This is a genomic window from Amycolatopsis umgeniensis, from assembly GCF_014205155.1.
In the GTDB taxonomy this organism is placed as follows: domain Bacteria; phylum Actinomycetota; class Actinomycetes; order Mycobacteriales; family Pseudonocardiaceae; genus Amycolatopsis; species Amycolatopsis umgeniensis.
Genome location: NZ_JACHMX010000001.1, coordinates 1,100,264 through 1,120,340 on the forward strand (window position 1 = coordinate 1,100,264; position 20,077 = coordinate 1,120,340).

19 protein-coding genes are annotated in these 20,077 nt (G+C 69.0%); 5 read left to right on the forward strand and 14 right to left on the reverse strand.

What is annotated here, in order from left to right; all coding sequences use genetic code 11:
- Positions 1-12: 12 nt before the first annotated feature.
- The 4 genes from HDA45_RS04730 to argC are packed head-to-tail and all read right to left on the reverse strand — an operon-like array spanning position 13 to position 4,305.
- Complete coding sequence (locus HDA45_RS04730; RefSeq protein WP_184892179.1) at positions 13-1,206, reverse strand: acetylornithine transaminase; 1,194 nt, start codon at positions 1,204-1,206, stop codon at positions 13-15.
- A complete protein-coding gene (gene argB, locus HDA45_RS04735; protein WP_184892181.1) occupies positions 1,203-2,123 on the reverse strand; it encodes an acetylglutamate kinase in 921 nt (306 codons plus the stop codon). Before argB ends, HDA45_RS04730 begins: the two co-directional genes overlap by 4 nt.
- Positions 2,120-3,280: a bifunctional glutamate N-acetyltransferase/amino-acid acetyltransferase ArgJ gene (gene argJ / locus HDA45_RS04740; protein ID WP_184892183.1), complete on the reverse strand. Its 1,161-nt coding sequence runs from the start codon at positions 3,278-3,280 to the stop codon at positions 2,120-2,122. Before argJ ends, argB begins: the two co-directional genes overlap by 4 nt.
- Positions 3,277-4,305 carry an N-acetyl-gamma-glutamyl-phosphate reductase gene (argC, locus tag HDA45_RS04745; RefSeq protein WP_184892185.1) on the reverse strand — a complete coding sequence of 343 codons (1,029 nt, stop codon included), beginning with the start codon at positions 4,303-4,305 and terminating at the stop codon, positions 3,277-3,279. Before argC ends, argJ begins: the two co-directional genes overlap by 4 nt.
- 101 nt (positions 4,306-4,406) lie before the next feature.
- Between argC and HDA45_RS04750 the strand changes: the two genes are divergently transcribed.
- Entirely contained in the window at positions 4,407-5,372 is a 966-nt protein-coding gene (locus HDA45_RS04750) for a helix-turn-helix transcriptional regulator (protein ID WP_184892187.1), read from the forward strand.
- A 40-nt stretch (positions 5,373-5,412) separates the two neighbouring features.
- Here the strand turns inward: HDA45_RS04750 and HDA45_RS04755 are convergent, their stop codons facing one another.
- Positions 5,413-5,898 carry a helix-turn-helix domain containing protein gene (locus tag HDA45_RS04755; RefSeq protein WP_184892189.1) on the reverse strand — a complete coding sequence of 162 codons (486 nt, stop codon included), beginning with the start codon at positions 5,896-5,898 and terminating at the stop codon, positions 5,413-5,415.
- Here HDA45_RS04755 and HDA45_RS04760 point away from each other — a divergent pair.
- Together HDA45_RS04760 and HDA45_RS04765 are read left to right on the forward strand one after the other, a co-directional pair.
- Entirely contained in the window at positions 5,897-6,061 is a 165-nt protein-coding gene (locus HDA45_RS04760; protein WP_184892191.1) for a hypothetical protein, read from the forward strand. The genes HDA45_RS04755 and HDA45_RS04760 overlap by 2 nt on opposite strands.
- A gap of 74 nt (positions 6,062-6,135) precedes the next feature.
- Complete coding sequence (locus tag HDA45_RS04765) at positions 6,136-6,585, forward strand: DUF6294 family protein (protein ID WP_184892193.1); 450 nt, start codon at positions 6,136-6,138, stop codon at positions 6,583-6,585.
- Between the two features lie 65 nt (positions 6,586-6,650).
- Here the strand turns inward: HDA45_RS04765 and HDA45_RS04770 are convergent, their stop codons facing one another.
- Positions 6,651-8,237: an alpha/beta fold hydrolase gene (locus tag HDA45_RS04770; protein WP_184892195.1), complete on the reverse strand. Its 1,587-nt coding sequence runs from the start codon at positions 8,235-8,237 to the stop codon at positions 6,651-6,653.
- A gap of 185 nt (positions 8,238-8,422) precedes the next feature.
- On the opposite strand from HDA45_RS04770, the gene HDA45_RS04775 reads away from it, so the two are divergent.
- On the forward strand, positions 8,423-9,115 hold the full coding sequence (locus HDA45_RS04775) for a DNA alkylation repair protein (protein ID WP_184892197.1): 693 nt from the start codon (positions 8,423-8,425) through the stop codon (positions 9,113-9,115).
- Here the strand turns inward: HDA45_RS04775 and HDA45_RS04780 are convergent.
- From HDA45_RS04780 to infC, 8 genes are all read right to left on the reverse strand, one after another.
- Positions 9,096-12,482 carry a tetratricopeptide repeat protein gene (locus tag HDA45_RS04780; protein WP_184892199.1) on the reverse strand — a complete coding sequence of 1,129 codons (3,387 nt, stop codon included), beginning with the start codon at positions 12,480-12,482 and terminating at the stop codon, positions 9,096-9,098. The two genes, HDA45_RS04775 and HDA45_RS04780, sit on opposite strands and share 20 nt — an antisense overlap.
- Before the next feature lie 102 nt (positions 12,483-12,584).
- Complete coding sequence (gene pheT, locus HDA45_RS04785; RefSeq protein WP_184892201.1) at positions 12,585-15,155, reverse strand: phenylalanine--tRNA ligase subunit beta; 2,571 nt, start codon at positions 15,153-15,155, stop codon at positions 12,585-12,587.
- Positions 15,156-16,220: a phenylalanine--tRNA ligase subunit alpha gene (pheS, locus tag HDA45_RS04790; protein WP_184892203.1), complete on the reverse strand. Its 1,065-nt coding sequence runs from the start codon at positions 16,218-16,220 to the stop codon at positions 15,156-15,158.
- A 275-nt stretch (positions 16,221-16,495) separates the two neighbouring features.
- Positions 16,496-16,966: a DUF6159 family protein gene (locus HDA45_RS04795; RefSeq protein WP_343071981.1), complete on the reverse strand. Its 471-nt coding sequence runs from the start codon at positions 16,964-16,966 to the stop codon at positions 16,496-16,498.
- A 175-nt stretch (positions 16,967-17,141) separates the two neighbouring features.
- Positions 17,142-17,972: a TrmH family RNA methyltransferase gene (locus tag HDA45_RS04800; RefSeq protein ID WP_184905301.1), complete on the reverse strand. Its 831-nt coding sequence runs from the start codon at positions 17,970-17,972 to the stop codon at positions 17,142-17,144.
- The gene (rplT, locus tag HDA45_RS04805) at positions 17,969-18,346 is read right to left on the reverse strand and encodes a 50S ribosomal protein L20 (protein ID WP_005163284.1); all 378 of its coding nucleotides are present in this window, start codon (positions 18,344-18,346) and stop codon (positions 17,969-17,971) included. The genes HDA45_RS04800 and rplT overlap by 4 nt, the downstream gene beginning before the upstream one ends.
- 63 nt (positions 18,347-18,409) lie before the next feature.
- Positions 18,410-18,604, reverse strand: a complete 195-nt coding sequence (gene rpmI, locus HDA45_RS04810) for a 50S ribosomal protein L35 (protein ID WP_005163285.1) — start codon at positions 18,602-18,604, stop codon at positions 18,410-18,412.
- Between the two features lie 70 nt (positions 18,605-18,674).
- A complete protein-coding gene (infC, locus tag HDA45_RS04815; RefSeq protein ID WP_343072285.1) occupies positions 18,675-19,259 on the reverse strand; it encodes a translation initiation factor IF-3 in 585 nt (194 codons plus the stop codon).
- A gap of 266 nt (positions 19,260-19,525) precedes the next feature.
- On the opposite strand from infC, the gene HDA45_RS04820 reads away from it, so the two are divergent.
- Positions 19,526-19,885, forward strand: a complete 360-nt coding sequence (locus HDA45_RS04820; RefSeq protein WP_184892208.1) for a DUF1844 domain-containing protein — start codon at positions 19,526-19,528, stop codon at positions 19,883-19,885.
- Positions 19,886-20,077 lie beyond the last annotated feature (192 nt).

The window sequence follows — 20,077 nt, forward strand, 5'->3', positions numbered from 1 at the left end:
TTCGTCTCTGTCCTAGGTGGTGGTGGAATCGAGCGCCCCGGGAAGGGCTTCGAGGAATCCGTTGGCCTCGTCGGCGCTCAGGATCAGCGGTGGTGCCAGTCGGAGGGTGTCGGGGGCGATCGGGTTGACCAGGTAACCCGCGTCCTGCGCGGCCTTGGCGACCGCGGCCGAGACCGGTTCGCGCAACGCGATGCCGAGCAGCAGTCCGGCCCCGCGGACCCCGGCCACCAGCGGGTGGCCGAGTTCCTCGACGCGAGAGGCGATGTCCTTGCCCAGCGCGGAGACGTGGTCGTTCAGGTTGTCCTTGGCGATGGTCTTCAGCACGGCGAGCCCGGCGGCGCAGCAGATCGGGTTGCCGCCGAAGGTGGTGCCGTGCTGGCCGGGCTTCATCAGATCGCCCGCCGCGCCGACGCCGATGACCGCGCCGAGCGGGAGCCCGCCGCCGAGCCCCTTCGCCAGGGTGATGACGTCCGGGACGATGCCCGCGTGCTGGAAGGCGAACCACGCGCCGGTGCGGCCGATGCCGGTCTGCACCTCGTCGAGGACCAGCAGGGTTCCGGTCGCCTTGGTGATCTCCCGCGCGGCCTGGAGGTAGCCGTCCGGCGCCGGGACGACACCCGCCTCCCCGAGGATCGGCTCGAGGAACACGGCCGCGGTGTCGGTGTCCACCGCCGCGCGAAGCGCTTCGACGTCGCCATAGGGAACGTGGGTCACGCCCGGGAGCAGCGGCGCGAACGGATCCCGCTTCGAGGGCTGGCCGGTCAGGGTCAGCGCGCCCATGGTGCGGCCGTGGAAGGCACCTTCACAGGCGACGATCTTGGTCCGTCCGGTGAGCCTGCTGATCTTCAGCGCGGCTTCGTTGGCTTCCGCGCCGGAGTTGACGAACAGCACCTTCGCGTTTCCGGACAGGCCGGCGACGTCCAGGATGGTCTCGGCGAGTTCGACGACGACCGGGTTCACGTAGAGGTTCGAGGTGTGCCCGAGTTTCGCGACCTGTTCGGAGACCGCGGCGACCACGGCGGGGTGGGCGTGGCCCAGCGCGTTGACCGCGATCCCGCCCACCAGGTCGACGTATGGCTTGCCGTCGGCGTCCCAGACCTTCGCGCCCTCGCCGCGGACCAGGGTCAGCGCCGGGGTGCCGTAGTTGTCCATCAGGGACGCCTTCCAGCGTTCCTGGCCGTCTGCAGTGGACTCGGACGTGGTCACGGGAGCTCCGTTTCGGGGAAGACCATGGTGCCGATGCCGCGGGAGGTGAAGACCTCCAGCAGAACCGAATGGGCGATGCGGCCGTCGATCACGTGCGCGCGGCGGACGCCGCCGCGGATGGCGCGCACGCAGGCCTCCATCTTCGGGATCATGCCGCTGGCGAGGCCGGGCAACAGGGTTTCGAGGCGGTCGACGCGGATCCGGTCGACCAGCGAGCCGCGGTCCGGCCAGTTGGCGTAAAGGCCTTCGACGTCGGTGAGCACGACGAGTTTCTCCGCGCCCAACGCGGCGGCCAGCGCGCCGGCGGCGGTGTCGGCGTTGATGTTGTGCACGACGCCGTCGACGTCCGGGGCGACGGTGGACACCACCGGGATCCGGCCCGCGTTGACGATGTCGAGCACCGCGTCCGGGTTGACCTCGGAGACCTCGCCGACGAGCCCGATGTCGACCGGCAGACCGTCCACGGTGGCCTGTTTGCGCTCGGCGGTGAACAGCCGCGCGTCCTCACCGGAGATACCGACGGCGTACGGACCGTGCGCGTTGATCAGCCCGACCAGTTCGCGGCTGACCTGGCCGGTCAGCACCATGCGGACGATGTCCATCGTCTCGGGGGTGGTGACGCGCAGGCCGCCCTTGAACTCGCCTTCGACACCGAGCCGGTTGAGCATCGCGGTGATCTGCGGGCCACCGCCGTGCACCACCACCGGACGCAACCCGACCGTACGCAGGAACACCATGTCCTCGGCGAAGGCTTGCTTGAGGCTCTCGTCGATCATGGCGTTGCCGCCGTACTTCACCACGACGGTGGCGCCGTGGAAACGCTGCAGCCAGGGAAGTGCCTCGATGAGGATCGCGGCCTTCTCGGCGGCCGTCGCGAGCCGCTCGTCCGCGGGGACCGTGGATTCGGAAGGGCTCATGAGGAGTACGCGCTGTTCTCTTCGACGTACGCGTGCGAGAGGTCGGTCGTGAAGATCGTCGCCTCGCCGTCGCCGAGTCCCAGGTCGACGACGATCCTGATGTCGCGACCCGAAAGATCCGCCTCGGAACGGTCCGCGGCGGGGGTGCCCATGGCGAACAGGGTGACGCCGTTGATCGCGATGGCGACCTTCTCCGGGTCGATCTCCGCGGGGACCCGGCCGAGCGCCATGGCGATACGGCCCCAGTTCGGATCCGAACCGAACAGCGCGGTCTTGACCAGGTTGTCCTCGGCGATCGTCCGGCCGACGGCGATGGCGTCGGCCTCGCCCGCCGCGCCGGTGACCGTGACGTCGACGTACTTGGTCGCGCCTTCGGAGTCCGCGCGCAGTTGCAGCACGAGGTCGAGGCTGACGGCGGTGAGGAGTTCGGTCAGTTCGGCCTCGGTCGGTTCGACGCCACTGGCGCCGGACGCGAGGACGAGCACGGTGTCGTTGGTGGAAGTGCCGCCGTCGACGTCGAGCCTGTCGAAGGTGACACCGGTGGCCGTGCGCAGGGCCTTGTCGAGGATCTCGGGCGTGACGACCGCGTCGGTGGTGAGGACCGAGAGCATCGTCGCGAGGTTCGGGGCGAGCATTCCGGCGCCCTTGGCGAACCCGCCGACGCTCCAGCCGCTGTCGTGCTTCGCGACGGCCTGCTTCGGCTTGCTGTCGGTGGTCATGACGGCGGTGGCGGCGGCGAGAGCGGATTCGGCTCCGGTGCCGAGCGCGCCGAAAGCGGTGTCCACGCCGGAGAGCAGCGCGTCCATCGGCAACCGCTCACCGATCAGGCCTGTCGAGCAGACCGCGACCTCGATCGCGCCGGCCTCGAAGAGCCCCGCGACCTTCTCGGCGGTCTGGTGGGTGTCCTGGAACCCGCCGGGGCCGGTGGCGGCGTTCGCGCCGCCGGAGTTGAGGACGACGGCCTTGAGCCGCCGCTGCTTGAGCACCTCTTGCGACCACAGGACGGGCGCGGCCTTGATCACGTTGCGCGTGAATACGCCGGCCGCGACCTGCAGCGGTCCGTCGTTGACGACGAGCGCGAGGTCGAGCTTGCCCTCGGCCTTGATCCCGGCGGCGACGCCCGCGGCACGGAATCCCTTCGGCTGGGTGACGGTCACGGAGCGACTCCTACGGTCGGTAGTCCGGTGGTTTCGGGGAGGCCGAGCGCGAGGTTCATCGACTGGACGGCGCCTCCCGCGGTGCCCTTGGTCAGGTTGTCGATGGCCGCGACCACGATCAGGCGCCGGGTGTCGGCGTCGACGGTGACCTGCAGCTGGACGTTGTTCGAGCCGACCACCGAGGCCGTCGAGGGCCACTGGCCCGCGGGCAGCACCTGGACGAACGGCTCGGCGGCGTAGGCCTTCTCGTACACCTCGCGGACACCGTCGGCGTCCGAGCCGGACTTGAGCGCGGCGCTCGCGGTGGTGAGGATCCCGCGCGGCATCGGGGCCAGCACGGGGGTGAACGAGACCTTGACCTGCTCCCCTGAGACCGCGGAGAGATTCTGCGCGAACTCGGGGGTGTGGCGGTGGGCGCCGCCGACGCCGTACGCGGTGGCCGAACCCATCACCTCCGAACCGAGGAGGTTCGGTTTGAGGCTCTTGCCCGCGCCCGAGGTCCCTGTCACGGCGACGACGTTGACCTCCGACTCGATCAGGCCCGCGGCGAAGGCCGGGGCGAGGGCGATCGAACCGCCGGTCGGGAAGCAGCCGGGGACCGCGACGCGTTTGGTTCCGGCGAGGCGCTCGCGGGCGCCGGGGAGCTCCGGGAGCCCGTACGGCCACTGCCCCGCGTGGTCACCGCCGTACCAGCGCTGCCAGTCGTCCGCGTTCGCGAGGCGATGGTCCGCACCGAGGTCGACCACCAGGACGTCCGGGCCCAGCTGCGCGGCGATGGCTCCGGAATGTCCGTGTGGCAGGGCGAGAAAGACGACGTCGTGCCCGGCCAGGGTCTCCGGGGTCGTCTCCAGCAGCACACGGTCCGCCAGCGGCGCGAGATGCGGCTGGTGCTGGACGAGCGGCGTCCCCGCGGAGCTGGCCGCGGTGAGCGCGCCGATCTGGACTTCGGGATGGGTCAGCAGCAGGCGCAGGAGTTCGCCGCCCGCGTACCCGCTGGCTCCGGCCACCGCGATCTTCACCGTCATACGAATGATTATGCACAGCCGTGCAAGTTCAATCAAACAAAGTCGTGCGGCTCACCCGGATCAGGTCATCCCCTGTCCCTTATACGGGGCATCCTTGCCGCATGACAGACACGCCCGCCCGGTTGCTCAGCCTGTTGTCGCTCTTGCAGACACCACGCGAGTGGCCCGGCAGCGAGCTCGCCGGACGGCTCGAGGTCAGCCAGCGGACCATCCGGCGCGACATCGAAAGGCTGCGTGACCTCGGCTATCCGGTCGAGGCGTCGCGGGGCTCCGAGGGTGGCTACCGGCTGGGCGCGGGCGCGGCGATGCCACCCTTGCTGCTCGACGACGAGGAGGCCGTCGCGATCGCGGTCGGTCTCCGGGGCGCGGCCGGGCAGGCGATCTCGGGTATCGAAGAGTCGTCGGTGCGAGCGCTGGCCAAGCTCGAGCAAGTACTGCCCTCACGGCTGCGCTATCGCGTCGGCGCGCTGGGCGCCGCGACGGTGCCACTGCCCGGCACCGGACCCACGGTGGACCCCGAGCACCTCACCGTCTTCGCGGGCGCGATCGCGAACACCGAACGGGCGAGGTTCTCCTACCGGACGGGCGACGGGACCGAGTCCCGGCGGCACGTCGAACCACACCGGCTCGTCTCGGCCGGGCGCCGCTGGTACCTGCTCGGCTACGACCTCGACCGCGACGACTGGCGGATCTTCCGCGCGGACCGGATCTCCGGGCCACGGGCGACCGGCGGCCGGTCCACCCCGCGAAAACCGCCGGCCGAGGACGTGGCGGCCTACGTCACCGACAGGATGTACAGCCTCCTTCCCACCTACAGCGCACGCGTGACCCTGCACGCCCCGATGAACCAGGTCGCCCCCGCGATCGGGGACGCCGTCGGCGAACTCGAAGCTGTCGACGACGAGACCTGCGTCCTGAACGCGGGCGCCGACACCCTCGACTGGCTCGCGTTCCGGCTCTTGGGGCTCGGCTGCGAATTCACCGTGCACGAACCGCCGGAACTGATCGGCCACCTCCGGGAGATGGCGGCGCGGGTGAACCGCGGGACTTCATCCACAGTGGACTGACGGCGGCCGCGAGGACACGGGCCCTCGCGGCCGCCCTGGTTCAGCCGAGTTCACCTGCCTCTCGCCTGCTCGGCGGGATCGGGAGGTACGCGCCCCGGCGCTCCGGGTCGCAGCCGACCCTGGGGAGCCTGGCCCGGATCCCGCCCGGTGACCGCTCGAACCGCCGCGCGATCTCCTCGACGCTTTCCCCTGCCAGCCAACGGCTTTCCAGTTCCGCGTCCAGCTCTTCGGACCAGGGAAGGCCCTGATGCGCGGGGCGGTCCGCCGATCTTCGGCGGCCGGTGCTCCGGCCGGCGAACGCCATCAGCGTGTCCGAAAGGACGGTCGCCAAGGCCGGTACGGCCTCGGCGTCGATGTCGAGCCTGCCTTCGGCGACAGGCTCCTCCTGCGGTCCGGCTCCGCCGACCATGACGGTCACCCAGCGGTCTTCCCCGGCCGCGCCGCCACCCTCACGGGCGGCGACCTCGATGCGATAAACGGTGTCCTGCACGCGGATCTCGGTCCGGTGCTCTTCGACGATGGTCATGCCGGGGACGCTAACGGGCGGCCCCGACAATTCCCCGGCGCGGCGACGGGAACTCGGCCCGGCACGGTGGACGACCGGTACTTTCGGCGCCGTCCGGGCCGAAAGGGTGCCGGTCATGGCAGGCGATCCGGGCACCGGCGACCACCCCCGCCGCCGCACCTAAGTGATCCTTTCCCGACCCGGCCGCGGGTTAGTTTTTGCCCACGGTTCTCCAACCACCGTTCAAGGGGAGGAAACATGACGACCACCGCACGCCGGACGTCCCTTTTCGTGGCCATGCTCGTGCTCGCGATCGGGACCGTCTTCGCCACTCCGGCCTCCGCCGGGACCGAGGCGTCCACCACCGCGCAGGCCGCCTGCACCGGGGCGAGTTACTGCGAGTTCAAGTGGGGCCGCATCCGGGCCGGGGACTGCACGATGGACAACGCGAAATGGATTCTCTACCGCAACGGCAGCGCATCGTTCGAAGCGACGATCATCAGCAGCGACAGTGACGACGCCTGGCTGATGTGGCCGAGCACCCTCGACGTCAACAGTGCCGTGCTCGGACCGGTACACCACGGCGGGGATCAGAAGTTCGTCAAGGGAACGGTCAAGAACCAGTGGCACTGGTGGTTCGCGAGTGGATCGTTCGACGCCGGCTACTTCGACCGCATGGACAAGATGCGGCTCACCAGCCACTGCTGATCGGTCAGGACACAGAGAAGCCCCGGTCCGCCAAATCCGGACCGGGGCCTTCTGCGCGATCAGGCTCAGAAAGGCAGCGCCTGAGCCAGCGCCTCCTTCTTCACCTCAGCCGCGGGAGACGGCTCGTCGGACTTGGGCGCCGCGGAAGCCGGAGCCGGAACCGGCTGCGGAACCGGGGTGCACTGCACGTCCGAACCGTTGCCCGGCTTCCGCACGGGCAGCTTCCCGGTCAGCAGGTAGTCCGCGATCTTGTCGTCCACACAGGACACGCCGGACAACGAACCCGAATGCGTCGTGCCACCGGGTGCGCTGATCAGGCTCGAGTTCGGGTAACGCTTGCGGACCTCGAGGCTGCCGGGGTACGGCGTCGCGGCGTCGTTCTCCTCGTTGACCAGCAGGATGCCGGGAACCTTGCGCCCGTCGATCTCCACCGGCTTGCCCGGCTTCGCGGGCCAGTTGAGGCACGGCGCGTTGAACCAGGCGTTGCCCCAGGTCTCGAAGGGTGCCCGGAAGTGCGTGACCCAGTTGTCGAACTTCCAGCGGTTCCAGTTCTGCGGCCACGCCACGTCCGTGCACTGCACGGCCGCGTACACCGCGTACCCGTTGTCCTGACCCGGCGGGTTGGAGTCGTCGTACAGGCCCTTCAGGGTCTGCCAGTCGCCCTTGTGCACCCAGCCCGAGAACGCGTTCGCGATGTCTTCCCAGCCGAAGACGTAGTAACCGGCCTGCAGGAAGATGTCCGTCCACTCGGAACCGCCGATGACGCCGCCCGCGGGCTTGTCGTACAGCTTCTTCTGCTCGGCGTACCACAGCTTCTCGACCGCGGAAGCGGACTTGCCGAGGTGGTAGACGTCGTCGTACTTCGCGAGCCAGCCGAAGTAGGTCTTGATGTTCTTGTCGAAGGCGATGTCCTGGTTCAGGTTCGCCTTGTACCAGACGTCGCGGGGGTCGACCGTGCCGTCGAACACCATCCGCCGCACGTTCTGCGGGAAGAGCGTGCTGTAGACCTGCCCGAGGTAAGTGCCGTAGGAGAAGCCGTAGTAGTTGATCTGCTTCTCGCCCAGCGCCTTGCGCAGGCTGTCGACGTCCTTCGCGACATCGACGGTCTTGATGTGCTCGAGGATCGCGCCGTTCTTGGCGCACGCCTTCGCGTAGCCCTTCGCCTTGTCGAACCAGGCCTTCTCGAGGGCGCGTGTCGTCGGCACGTACTGCGGGCGGTTGTAGGAGGCGTAGTTCCCGTCGCAGGTGAGCGACGGCTTGCTCTCCCCCACGCCGCGCGGGTCGAAGCCGATCCAGTCGTACTCTTCACCCGCCTTCTTCGGGACGGCCCGGCCGAGCGTCGACAGACCGAGACCGGAGCCACCGGGACCACCCGGGTTGACGATCATGACACCCTGCGACTGGGCGGACTTGTGCTTCACGCGCGAGACGGCGACCGAGATCTTCTCCCCGCCGGGCTTCGCGTAGTCCAGAGGGACCTCGAGGAAGCCGCATTCCGCGCCGGCCTTCACCAGGCTCGGACGCGTGCAGGCTCCCCAGGAGATGGGCTTCGGATCGAAGTCCGACGCCGAGGCGGCCGTGGCGGAGGGAGCGAGCGCCATGGTGCCGACGCCGATCCCCGCGACCGCCAGGGCGGCAACGAATTTCTTCACTGTGTTCCTTTTCGTCCGCGTTCGACCCGGTCGGGCCGAAGCTACCGAGAACCGGCTTCAATCTCGCTGACCGACACGTTGACCGCCATCCCTCTTTAGTCGGTATCCGAACCTCGATCCGGGCATATCAGTCTTGTCGGTCCCCTGTCGTACGCTCGCGGCGCCCACTGGGGAAAGGAGCACACATGGACGAGGTGAAAAGCCTGGTTTCGGCGGTTCGCAACGGTTTGGCCGCGCTGGCCGATCCGGTGAAGGCGCCGTCGATGCGGGCGTACATGAAGTCGGAGATGCCGTTCCTCGGTGTGGCGTCGCCGCCCCGGGCGGCCTTGCTGAAACAGGTCTACGCCGAACATTCGCTACCCGATCGAGTGAGCTTTTCGACAGCGGTGCTCACCTTGTGGCGTGAAGCGGACTTCCGTGAAGAGCGCTACGCCGCGATCGCCCTTTCCGGACACCGCGCCTACACCCGCTGGCAGGACGGCGATCTGCTCGGCCTGTACGAGGAGATGATCGTGACGGGAGCGTGGTGGGACTATGTGGACGAAGTCGCCATCCGCCGCGTCGGGCCGATCCTGCGGGCGGAACCGGAGACAGTGACCCCGCTGATGCTGACCTGGGCATACGACGAGGATCTCTGGCGTCGCCGCACCGCGGTGATCTGCCAGGTCGGTGCCAAGGCCGCCACCGACACGGAACTCCTCACCCGCGCCGTCGAGGCGAATATCGACGACAGGGAGTTCTTTCTGCGCAAGGGAATCGGCTGGGCGCTCCGCGAGTACGCGAAGACCGAGCCGGACTGGGTGCGCGCGTTCGTCACCGCGCATCCGGCACTGTCCACTTTGTCCAGGAAGGAGGCGCTCAAGCATCTGGGCGGTTGAGCACCGGCCTCGGGACGAGAGCGATGAGTTCCTCGATCACCCCGTCGAGTCCGGGCAACAGCTCGCCCGTCTCCTTCAAATCACGGAGGAGGTCCAGCCGCGCCTCCGAAGGCGGCCCTTCCGCCATCACGTCCGTGAGAGCACGTTTCGCCTCTTCGGCACGGCCCAAGGCCAGCAGATAGAAGAGTGGCTGGACCCTGGCGTCCCAGTCATGAGGGTCGACCTTGGACGAGGCGACGGCTTCTTCGAGGAACTCGCTGAAACACCGCTCGGCCTCTTCGGTCCGCCCGGTCTTCAACCAGGCCAGCGCGAGGAGGCTGCGGGTCCAGAGGGTCTCCGACGCGACGGGACGCAGCACTTCCATCGCCTCGTCCGGCTCCCCGGCGAACAGCAAGGCCTCCGCCAGGTTCCCGCGGTGGTCGACGTCGTCCGGGTGGAGGGCGACCAGTTCGCGGAGTTCCCGGATGGCTTCCGCGTACTCGCCCGCCCGGCGGTGGATCTCCGCGCGCAGGACGCGGCCGGTCACGTCATAGCCGTCGGCCAGTGCGCTGTCCACATCGGACAAAGCGCCGCCGTGATCACCGAAGAGAAGACGATGACGGGCTCGCCGGTAGCGGGCGTACCCGCCGTCCTGCCCGAAGCGGACCCCCTCGTCCAGCGCGGCCCGGGCCTCCTCGTGACGGTCCAGATCCGCGAGGATGTCACCACGGGCGGTGTTGAAATAGGCGAGCTCCGGCCTCATCGCGAGCGCGATGTCGATCTCGGCGAGAGCGGCGGTGTCGTCGTCCAGGGCTCGGCGGGCCAGCGCCCGCCAGACGTAAGCCCACTCGTCCGCGGGTTCGAGCTCGATCGCGCGGTCCAGCGCCTCCAGCGCTTCACTGGGCTTCTTCATCAAGACCAAAGACATCCCGCACCGTAAACGGTTCTCGGCGTCCTCGGGGGCCAGCTCGCTCGCCCGTTCGAAATCGGCGAGCGCCGCTTGGTGATCACCCAGTTCGTCGTGCACCCGGCCACGCCAGTAGCACGCCCATTCGTAACCCGGGTCGATCCGGAGAGCGGCGGTGAAGCCGTCGATCGCGAGCCGGTGCCGCCCGCCGAGTTGGTGGAAACCCGCGCGGATCGCATGGGCCCTGGGGTTGCCGGGGTCGACCCTGACGGCGTCGTCGAAGATCTTCGACGCGGCGTCCTCGTCCCCGTTCTTCCCGAGGAACCGGGCGAGTTCGGTCAGGTAGTAAACGGCTTTGGGACGCAAGGCCGCCGCCGCCCGGTACTCGGCGAGGGCCTCGTCGTTCTCCCCCAGTCCCGCCAGCAGCCTCGCCCGCTCGCTGATCGCCCAGGCGTAGTCGGGGTCGAGCCGGATCGCGATGTCGAGTTCGCTGATGGCCTTGCGGGGTTCTTCGAGCTTCTCGTACACCTCGCTCCGGGCGGTGTACGCCCACGCGTGCTCGGGTTGGAGACGGATGGCCTCGTCGAGATCGGCCATCGCGCCCTCGAGATCACCGAGCTCGGCGCGAGCGGAGCCGCGGCCTCGCCATGAGAAGGCGTAGATGGGATCGAGTTCGACGGCCCGGTTCAAGTCCTCCAGCGCCTCGGCCCAGTCGCCCCTGTTGCGGAAGAGATTTCCCCGGTCGCTCCAGGCGTAGGCGTCGGTCGGGTTGAGCTCGATAGCCCGGTCGTAGTCCCGTTTCGCCGCCTCGAAATCGTCCTGGTCTTCATGGGCCCAAGCACGCCGTCTGATCACCGTCGAAAGCCGGGCCGCATCGAGTTCCCCGGCGCCGGCGACCAGGTCGAGTACCGGGATCTCCCGCGAGCCGTCGCCGTCCCCGACGGCTGCGGTCAGCCGCTCCGCCCAATGCAGGACGGTGGGCGCGTCCGCGTCGATGCCCGCCTGCTCCATCATGCGCGCCCAGCCTCGTGCGGGCGCGGTGCCGGTGGTGATCATCTCCGCGGCGCCCACCAGCGCGTCCGGCAGCGCTTCCGCCGGGTCGCCGCAGAGCCGGTGGTAGGTCTGCTCGAGCTTCCTTCGCTGCCAGCGTTCGTCGTCCCACGCGTCGCGGTTGCTGCCGAGACCGAGTTCGGCGCACCGGGCTTCGTAGTACTCGCCGAGTTTCCGGTGCCGTCCGGTGAAGGTTTCGGGCGAGCGGCCGCGCTCCATGCGCACCATCGGACCGCGGACGACCGAGTGATAGCGCACCGGCAGTTCGCGTCGCCCGACGAAAGGCAGTTCCCGCAGCCAGCGGTAGGTTTCCCCAGCGGACTCCCGCCCGGTCAGGACGGCGAGGACATCCTCGTCGAGGACTCGCGGCAAGGCAGCCAGCGCAGCGAGCGCACGCTTCTCCTCGTCGGGCACCCAGCGCAGGAAACGCTTGACGGCATCATCGCCGGGATCGCCGACGGCGTCCGCTTCGGCGGGTTTTCCCTGCGCCAGCATGGCGACCAGGACGGGCAGACCGTCGGTGAGCCGCAACACGGTCTCGATCACCTGCTCGTCGGTGACGCCGTGCTCGGCGAGCAGTTGGCGTGCTTCCGGTTCGGTGAACGGCCGGAGTTCGATCTCCCGCGTCAGCAACTCGTGCCGGAGCCACTTCGTCTTGTCGAGCGGAAACTGACCGGCGACGGTGAGGACCAGATTCGGCGGCAGCTCGCCGTACAGACCGCCGAACAGGTCGAACAGCCAGCCGTCCAGGACCTGCGCGGTCCGTTCGAAGGTGTCGAAGAACAGGGTGACCTGCCGCGATTCCGGAAGGCGCCAGAGATCCTCGACGAACGGCTTGGTCAGCTCCTCCGCCGGATCCAAGAGCAGCTGGACATCGGCCTTCCGCTTGAATTTGGCCGCGAGGTAGCTCTGCAGCTGATCGAGTTGCTTGGCCGCCGCGTCCGCGTCGATCGCGTCGGCGGCGATACTCCCGCCGGGCAGGGTCTTCGCCACGCCGAGACCGGCCTTGACCACGGTCTTCGTCACCAGGGCACGGCCCGCGGCCGGTGCCTGCGGATCGCTGTGGAGCCGTTCCCGGGCCTTGAGATAGAACTCGTAGCGCTTCTCGAACCGGCGCATCTCGTGGCCGCCCCGCGCGAGGTCCTTCGCAAGTTTGACCAGCGTCGCCGGCAGATCCTGCTGCCGGTCGTCCGCGAATCCGACCAGGGCACGGGACTCTTCCGCGATACCGCGAAGCTGTTCGAGGAGGAACGTCTTGCCGACCCCGGCGAGACCGTGCACCGAGTACAGATACCGGCGGCGCCGGTCGCTCGCCGGAAACCCCAGGTTCTCCCGGAAACCGTCGCGTTCCCCGACCCGCCCGACGAAGCCGTCGCTCAGCCGGGCACGTGCGATGTCTTGGATGCTGGAACGACCGTCTGGACGTGGCACGGGTCCTCACTTTGCCATATCCCGCAGCGCGTGAAGGCCCCCTTCCCTCGGTTGAGCCGAGGGAAGGGGGCCTTCACGCGCTGATCCGGATCAGGATCCGGATCAGGCCCGCAGACTCGCCCCGAAGCGCTCACCGGCGACCGCGACGGCGGCGTCGCGGGCCTTGGTGGCCTCGTCGACGGTCAGCGTGCGGTCCGCGGCGCGGAACCGCAGCTTGTACGCCATCGAACGCTTGCCCTCGCCCAGCTGCTCGCCCTGGTAGGAGTCGAACAGCGTGATGTCCTCGAGCAGTTCGCCCGCGCCTTCGCGCAGGGCTTCGGCCAGCTCGGCCGACGGCACGCCGGTTTCGGCGACGAGGGCGACGTCGAGCAGCACGGGCGGGTACGCCGAGATCCGCGGCGCCGGACGGCCGTCCGGGATCGGGATCGCGTCCAGGTCGAGCTCCATCGCGACAGTGCGCGGCGGCAGCCCGAGCGCCTCGACGACCTTCGGGTGCAGCTCACCGGCGTAACCGACGGGCCACTGCCCCACCCGCAACTGCGCACAGCGGCCGGGATGCCACGGCAGGTGGTCCGCCGCGGCCGTGGTCAGCTCGACACCGGCGGCCTGCGCCACCAGCCGCGCGGCCTGTACCGCGTCGGCCCAGTTCGCCTGCTCTCCTTCGCCCCACCAACCCGCGCGGCCACGCTGGCCCGCGAGCACGACGGCGACGTGCAGCGGCTGCGGCGGGACGGCCGCCTCCAGTACCGCGAGCTCCTCGTCGGTCGGCCGCCGGTCCACCCCGAGCGAAGGCATCGGGATCGGGTTCGGCCCGGGCAGCACGACCTGTCCGAGGTGGAACAGCGAAACGTCCTTGAAGCCACGGGAGAGGTTGCGCTGCACCATTTCCAGCAGCCCGGGCAGCAGCGTGCTCGCCATCCGGTCCTTGTCCGCCTCCAGCGGGTTGCGGACTCGGACGGTCTTGCGCCGGACGTCGTCCTCGGGCAGCCCGAACGCGTCCCAGACCGAGTCCGAGACGAACGGGAAGGGCAGCACCTCGACGTAGCCCGCCTCGGCCAGCGCACGCGCGACAGAGCGGCGACGGCGCTGCGCGTCGGTGAGGCCACGGCCTGCCGGGGCGGCGGGCAGCACCGACGGGATGCTGTCGTAGCCCTCCAGCCGGAGCACCTCCTCGACCAGGTCGGCGGGCTGCACCAGATCGCCACGCCAGCTCGGCGGGACCGCGGTCACCAGTGCGGTGCCGTCCTCGGACGTGCCCACGTTGACCTTGCAGCCGATCTGCGAGAGCCGCCGGACCGTGACGCCGCGCTCGTAACGCACCCCGGCCACCTGGTCGGGCAGGCTGATCGGCATGGTCACCGGCTGGTTCGGCTCGACGCCGCCCTCGTCGGTGCGGCCGGGCAGGATCGAACCGTCGCCGTACTGGCGCAGCAGGCGCGCGGCGAATTCGACGGCCACCGCGCACAGCTGCGGGTCGGTGTAGCGCTCGAACCGCTTGGCGGCCTCGGAGAACAGCTTGTGACGGCGGGCCGTCCGGCTGATCGACGACGGATCCCAGTGCGCCGCCTCGAGCAGCACGTCGGTGCTCTCGGGGGTGATCTCGGTCGACGCGCCGCCCATCGTGCCCGCCAGCGAGATGACCCCGCTGTCGTCGGCGATCACCACGTCGTCCGTGTCGAGAGTGCGCTCGACATCGTCCAAAGTGGTCAGTTTCTCGCCCGGCTTCGCCTTGCGCACCACCAGATCGCCCTTGACCGAACCGGTCGCGAACGCGTGCAGCGGATGCCCGAGTTCGAGCATCACGTAGTTGGTGACGTCGACCGCGAGCGAGATCGAGCGGATTCCGGCCAGCATCAGGCGTCGGCGCATCCACCACGGCGTCGGCGCCGTCGCGTCGAGATCCTTGACCCGGCGCAGCACGAACCGCTTGCAGCCTTCGGTGTCCTCGAGATGCACCGGCCACGCGTCGCTCTCGGCCACCGGGACCTCGATGGATGCCGGGTCGCCGAACGGGACGTCGAGCGCGTTGGACAGCTCGCGGGCCAGGCCGCGGACCGACAGCGTGTAGCCGCGATCCGGGGTCGGCGTCACCTCGAGCACGGTGTCGTCGAGCTGCAGCAGCTTGTTCGCGTCCTCGCCCGGACTGGCCGTGCTCGGGGGCAGCACCAGGATGCCGGAGTGGTCGTCGCCGATGCCGAGTTCGCGCGCGGAGCAGATCATGCCGTCGCTGAGGCGGCCGTAGGTCTTGCGCGAACCGATCTCGAAACCGCCGGGCAGCACCGTTCCGGGCAGCGCGACGACGACCAGGTCGCCCTCGGTGAAGTTCGTGGCGCCGCAGATGATCCCGCGGGTCCTGATCCCCGCGGGACCGTCGTCCTCGAAGGGGCCCTCGTCGTCATCGTCGTCGATGTTCTCGTCGGGCTTTTCGGCGTCGGCGGTGTCGTCATCGGGCTCGCCGACGTCGACCCGGCAGAAGCGGACCGGCTTCTTGAACTCGGTCAGCTCCTCGATCTCGGCGACACGGCCCACCACGAGCGGGCCGGTGACCGGTTCGAGCTTCCGGACGTCGTCGACCTCGATGCCGATGCGCACGAAGGCGTCGGCCAGATCCTGGGCGGTGACCTCCTCGTCGACGTCGAGGTGTTCGGTCAGCCAGGTGGCTGGGACCTTCACTCAGGCCTCCGTTCCGAAGGGCAGGGTGAACCTGATGTCGCCCTCCACCATGTCGCGCATGTCCGGGATTCCGTTGCGGAACTGCAGGGTGCGCTCGATACCCATGCCGAAGGCGAAGCCCGAGTAGACCTCGGGGTCGACGCCGCAGGCACGCAGGACGTTGGGGTTGACCATGCCGCAGCCGCCCCATTCGACCCAGCCGGCACCGCCCTTCTTCTCCTCGAACCAGACGTCGACCTCGGCCGACGGCTCGGTGAACGGGAAGAAGTGCGGGCGCAGGCGGGTCTTCGAGTTTTCGCCGAACATCCTGCGGGCGAAGGCGTCGAGGGTGCCCTTGAGGTGCGCCATCGTCAGGCCCTTGTCCACCGCGAGCCCTTCGACCTGCGAGAACACCGGCGTATGCGTGGCGTCGAGCTCGTCGGTCCGGTAGGTGCGGCCGGGGCAGACGACGTACACGGGCAGGTCACGGTGCAGCAGCGTGCGGGCCTGCACCGGCGAGGTGTGCGTCCGCAGCACCAGGCCGGAGTCCTCCTCGCCGAGGTAGAACGTGTCCTGCAGCTGGCGCGCGGGGTGGTCCTTGCCGAAGTTCAGCGCGTCGAAGTTGAACCACTCGGCCTCGAGTTCCGGACCGTCGGCGACCTCGTAGCCCATCGCGACGAAGGCGTCGGCGATCCGCTCCGACAGGGTCGCGATCGGGTGCCGGGCGCCGCGGGGCACCCGGTCCCACGGGAGCGTGACGTCGACTGTCTCCTCACGGAGCACCTTTTCGTCACGCTCGACCTGGAGCACGGCACGGCGCGAGTCGAAGGCGGCCTGGATGCCTTGGCGCGCTTCGTTGACCCGCTTCCCGGCCTCGGCCTTCTCCTGCTTCGGCAGGGCGCCGATCTCGCGGCGCGCGAGCAGCAGCGGAGACTGGTCCCCGAGGTGGGCGGGTTTGACCGCGGCCAGCGCGTCGAGATCCGCGGCGGCCGCGAAATCCGTCTCGGCCTGCTTGACGGCGGCCGTCAACGTTTCCGGCGCGAGCGCCCCCGCCTGGGGGTCCTGCTTGTCGTTGGCTTCGGACATAACTCCTCGGCGTCCGCTGGGACTGGTCCGGTGCACGCGAGCGCACACATGGGTTTAGCAGCTGCTGAATTCTATGGGACAGCGAACGACGGCCCCCGATCACCCTCGGGCTGGGCACACCGTCACTCGCGAGTGCGAAAAACGCGCTTTACGCCGTAAACAAGGTGCTGGAACGAACGGTGCGTTCCATGAGAGCCCCTTGGTGTCGTGGTGCGGACGGCGTCGTGCCCGCGACTCTACGTGGGCCGCGGGCACTCGGGCCATCCATTTCGTCCTCAGCGTGTGGCGAACGCGCCTTCGAACTCCACCTTGCCGAACGCCTCCGGGACGATGCCGTCGGCGGCGTAGCGGTAGAGCGCGGTCTGGTAGATCCCGGCCGGCGTCGTGCAGAGGACGGAGACCAAGAACCCCCACACGAGTGAAATCCCGATGGAGACGACGATCGTGATGGTGCCGCCGAGCAGGAAACCGGCGCCCATGAAGACCGCGAATCCGGCCAGCGTCAGCAGGATGCCGACCAGCCCGATGCCGAACCTTCCGGCGGCCTGCTCACCCCAGGTCCGATTGAGCAGCTCGGCCGACCGCTTGGCCTCGTGCCGGACACCGGCGTCCTCGATCATCATCACCGGCAGGACGAGGTAGGTGATCAGGTTCCAGGCGGCGCCGGCCAGCCCGGCGGACACGCGAGGGTCGTCACCGCGCAGCGCGACGTCGGCCTGCGAGATGAGCGCGGCGTTGAAGAACACCGTGACGAACGCGGCCGCGAGGTAGAACGGCCGATCATCATGTACGAACCGGGCGTCAGCCGCGAGTGGTCGGCGATCTCGGTGTGGGAGATCCAGTAACCGCTCCCGAGGAACACCACGGCGACCACGCCCCATGATTCCCCCAGTGAAATCATCGGAAAGGTGAAGCGGCAGCCTAGCGAGCCGTACGCGACGCCATCGCGTTGGTGTAGACACAGATCGCCGCGGCCGTGGCGAGGTTCAGGCTCTCCGCCCGGCCGTACATCGGGATCTTGACCGCGAGGTCGACCGTCTCCAGGACGTTCCGCGGCAATCCGTGCGCTTCGTTGCCGAACACCCACGCGACGGGCTCGTCGAAGGTGACCTGATCGAGTTCGGTTTCGGCGTAGCCGTGCGCGCCGAAAGTACGAAGACCGGCGGCGGAGCAGGCCTTCAAGGCCGCGTCGACGTCCCGGATCCGGGTGATGGCGGGGTGGAACAGGCTGCCGGCGGCCGCGCGGACGCATTTGCCGTTGTGCGGGTCGACGCTGTCACCGGCGAGGACGACCGCGTCGGCACCGGCGGCGTCCGCGACGCGGATCACGGTGCCCGCGTTCCCGGGGTCGGCGACGTCGACGAGGACCACGACGAGCTTCGCGCCCGGCTTCAGCACGGTCTCTTGTGGACGGTCGACGAGCGCGCAGACCGCGACGATGCCTTGCGGCGTCACGGTCTCGGACAGCCCGTCGGCGGCGCGATCGGTGATCGGCGAGACCGGGACGCCTGCCTCGTGCGCGGTGGCGAGCAGGTGCCCGTGCTGCGCGGCGGCGCGTTCGGTCACGAACAGCTCGTACACCTTGCCGCCGTGGGCGAGCGCGGCTTCGACGGCGTTCGCGCCCTCGGCTAGGAACCGGCCCGCTTTCTCGCGCTCGGCGCGGCGGGTGAGCTTGCGCGCAGCAACAACCCGGGGCGTCCGTTCGGTGAACGGAGCCGCCCCGGGTTGCGGAAGAGCGCTGTGGCCGGTCAGGCCGACTTCTTCTCTTCGGTGTTCACGTTCGCCTTGGCCAGCTCGGCCAGCGCGGTGAAGGCGGCGGCGTCGTTGACCGCGAGGTCCGCGAGGATCTTGCGGTCGACCTCGACACCCGCGGCCTTGAGGCCCTGGATGAAGCGGTTGTAGGTGACGCCGTTGGCGCGGGCGGCCGCGTTGATGCGGGTGATCCACAGCTGGCGGAAGTCACCCTTGCGGGCACGGCGGTCCCGGTAGGCGTAGTTCAGCGAGTGGAGCGTCTGCTCCTTCGCCTTGCGGTACAGCCTCGAACGCTGGCCGCGGTAGCCGCTGGCGAGCTCGAGAGTCGCGCGACGCTTCTTCTGGGCGTTGACAGCCCTCTTGACGCGTGCCACTGGGTCCATCCTGTCGATCTGGGGGCGCGCAGGCGCGCCCGGCGTTTACAAAGTGCGGGAGTGTCAGCGGCCGAGAAGGCGCTTGACGCGGCCGACGTCGTTCTTGGCGATCTCGGTGGTGCCTTCGAGACGACGGGTGAGCCTGTTGGACTTCTTCTCCATCAGGTGGCGGCGGCCGGCCTTCTGGCGGCGCAGCTTGCCCGTGCCCGTGACGCGAACTCGCTTCGACGTCCCGCTGTGCGTCTTCATCTTCGGCATTACGTATGTCCTCTTTCGTGCGGCGGCACACCGGTGTTTTCCGGTGTGCCGCGACATGTGCTGGTCGGCGCTACGCGTCGGCGGGCGGCTCTGACGACTCGGTCGACTCGTCCTTGGCTGACTTCGCGGCCTTGGGCGGCTTCACGTTCTTGTGCGGAGCCAACACCATGATCATGTTGCGACCGTCCTGCTTCGGCGACGACTCGACGAAACCGAGTTCGGTCACCTCGTCGGCGAGCTTCTGCAGCAGGCGGAAACCGAGTTCCGGCCGGGACTGCTCGCGACCGCGGAACATGATCGTGACCTTGACCTTGTTGCCGGCGGCCAGGAATCGCGACACGTGACCCTTTTTGGTCTCGTAGTCGTGCTGGTCGATCTTCGGCCGCAGCTTCTGCTCTTTGATGACGGTGAGCTGCTGGTTGCGGCGGGACTCGCGGGCCTTCTGCGCACTCTCGTACTTGAACTTGCCGAAGTCCATGAGCTTGCATACGGGCGGGCGTGCCTGAGGAGCAACCTCGACGAGGTCGAGATCGTTCTCCTGTGCCAGCCGCAGCGCATCTTCGATCCGGACGATGCCGACCTGTTCACCGGCTGGTCCGACGAGGCGGACCTCCGGTACCCGGATTCGGTCGTTGATGCGTGTCTCGGAGCTGATGGGGCCTCCCTGGTTCGAGGTAAATTCTTCTACCGTTTCGACCTGGTGCCCACATGCCGAAGGCCCCGGTACCGTGAGGTACACGAGGCCCACTCTTCCGATCGTGTTCAGTCTCCAGAACCGAACACACCGCCTTGACGCCCGAAATCGTCTTGGCGAACCGGACCCGGACACCTGGTGAAACGGCGGTGACGCGGGTGGGAGCGGGGCTCCACTTGCCGCCCCCGATCGCTCGGGGGCTGGTCGCTCGTGGAAGGGTACCAGACGTGTCAGATGAACCCGCTCAGCAACCCCCGTATTCCCCGGACGTCCGCGACCTGGAGGACATCCCGAGCGTCGAGGTGATCAGCAGGGCGGCCGTCATGCTGCTCTCCGCCGGCGCCGAACGACTCGGCCTCGCCGACGAGGACCCGGCCAGCTCACCGCACCGCGACCTCGACGAGGCCCGCCGCCTGATCACCGCCCTAGCCGGACTGGTCACCGCTTCGGCAGAGTACCTCGGCCTGCACGCGGGCCCGTTGCGCGACGGCCTGCAGTCGCTGCAGAAGGCGTTCCGCGAGGCCTCGGCCGTGCCGGACGCCCCCGGCCAGGGGCCGGGCGAGAAGTACACGGGCCCGGTTTACTAAGCCCTCCCGCTTCAGCGCGCGGAGACGTCGACAGTCCGTGAAGGCCTCCTTCCCTACTCTGAAGGTAGGGAAGGAGCCCTTCACGGACTTGTGGATCGTCACTTCCGCCTCACGCGCACCAGCAGTCACACCCGGCCGCGCGTGAAGGCCCCCTTCCTTGCGCCTAGCGCAAGGAAGAGGGCCTTCATGTAC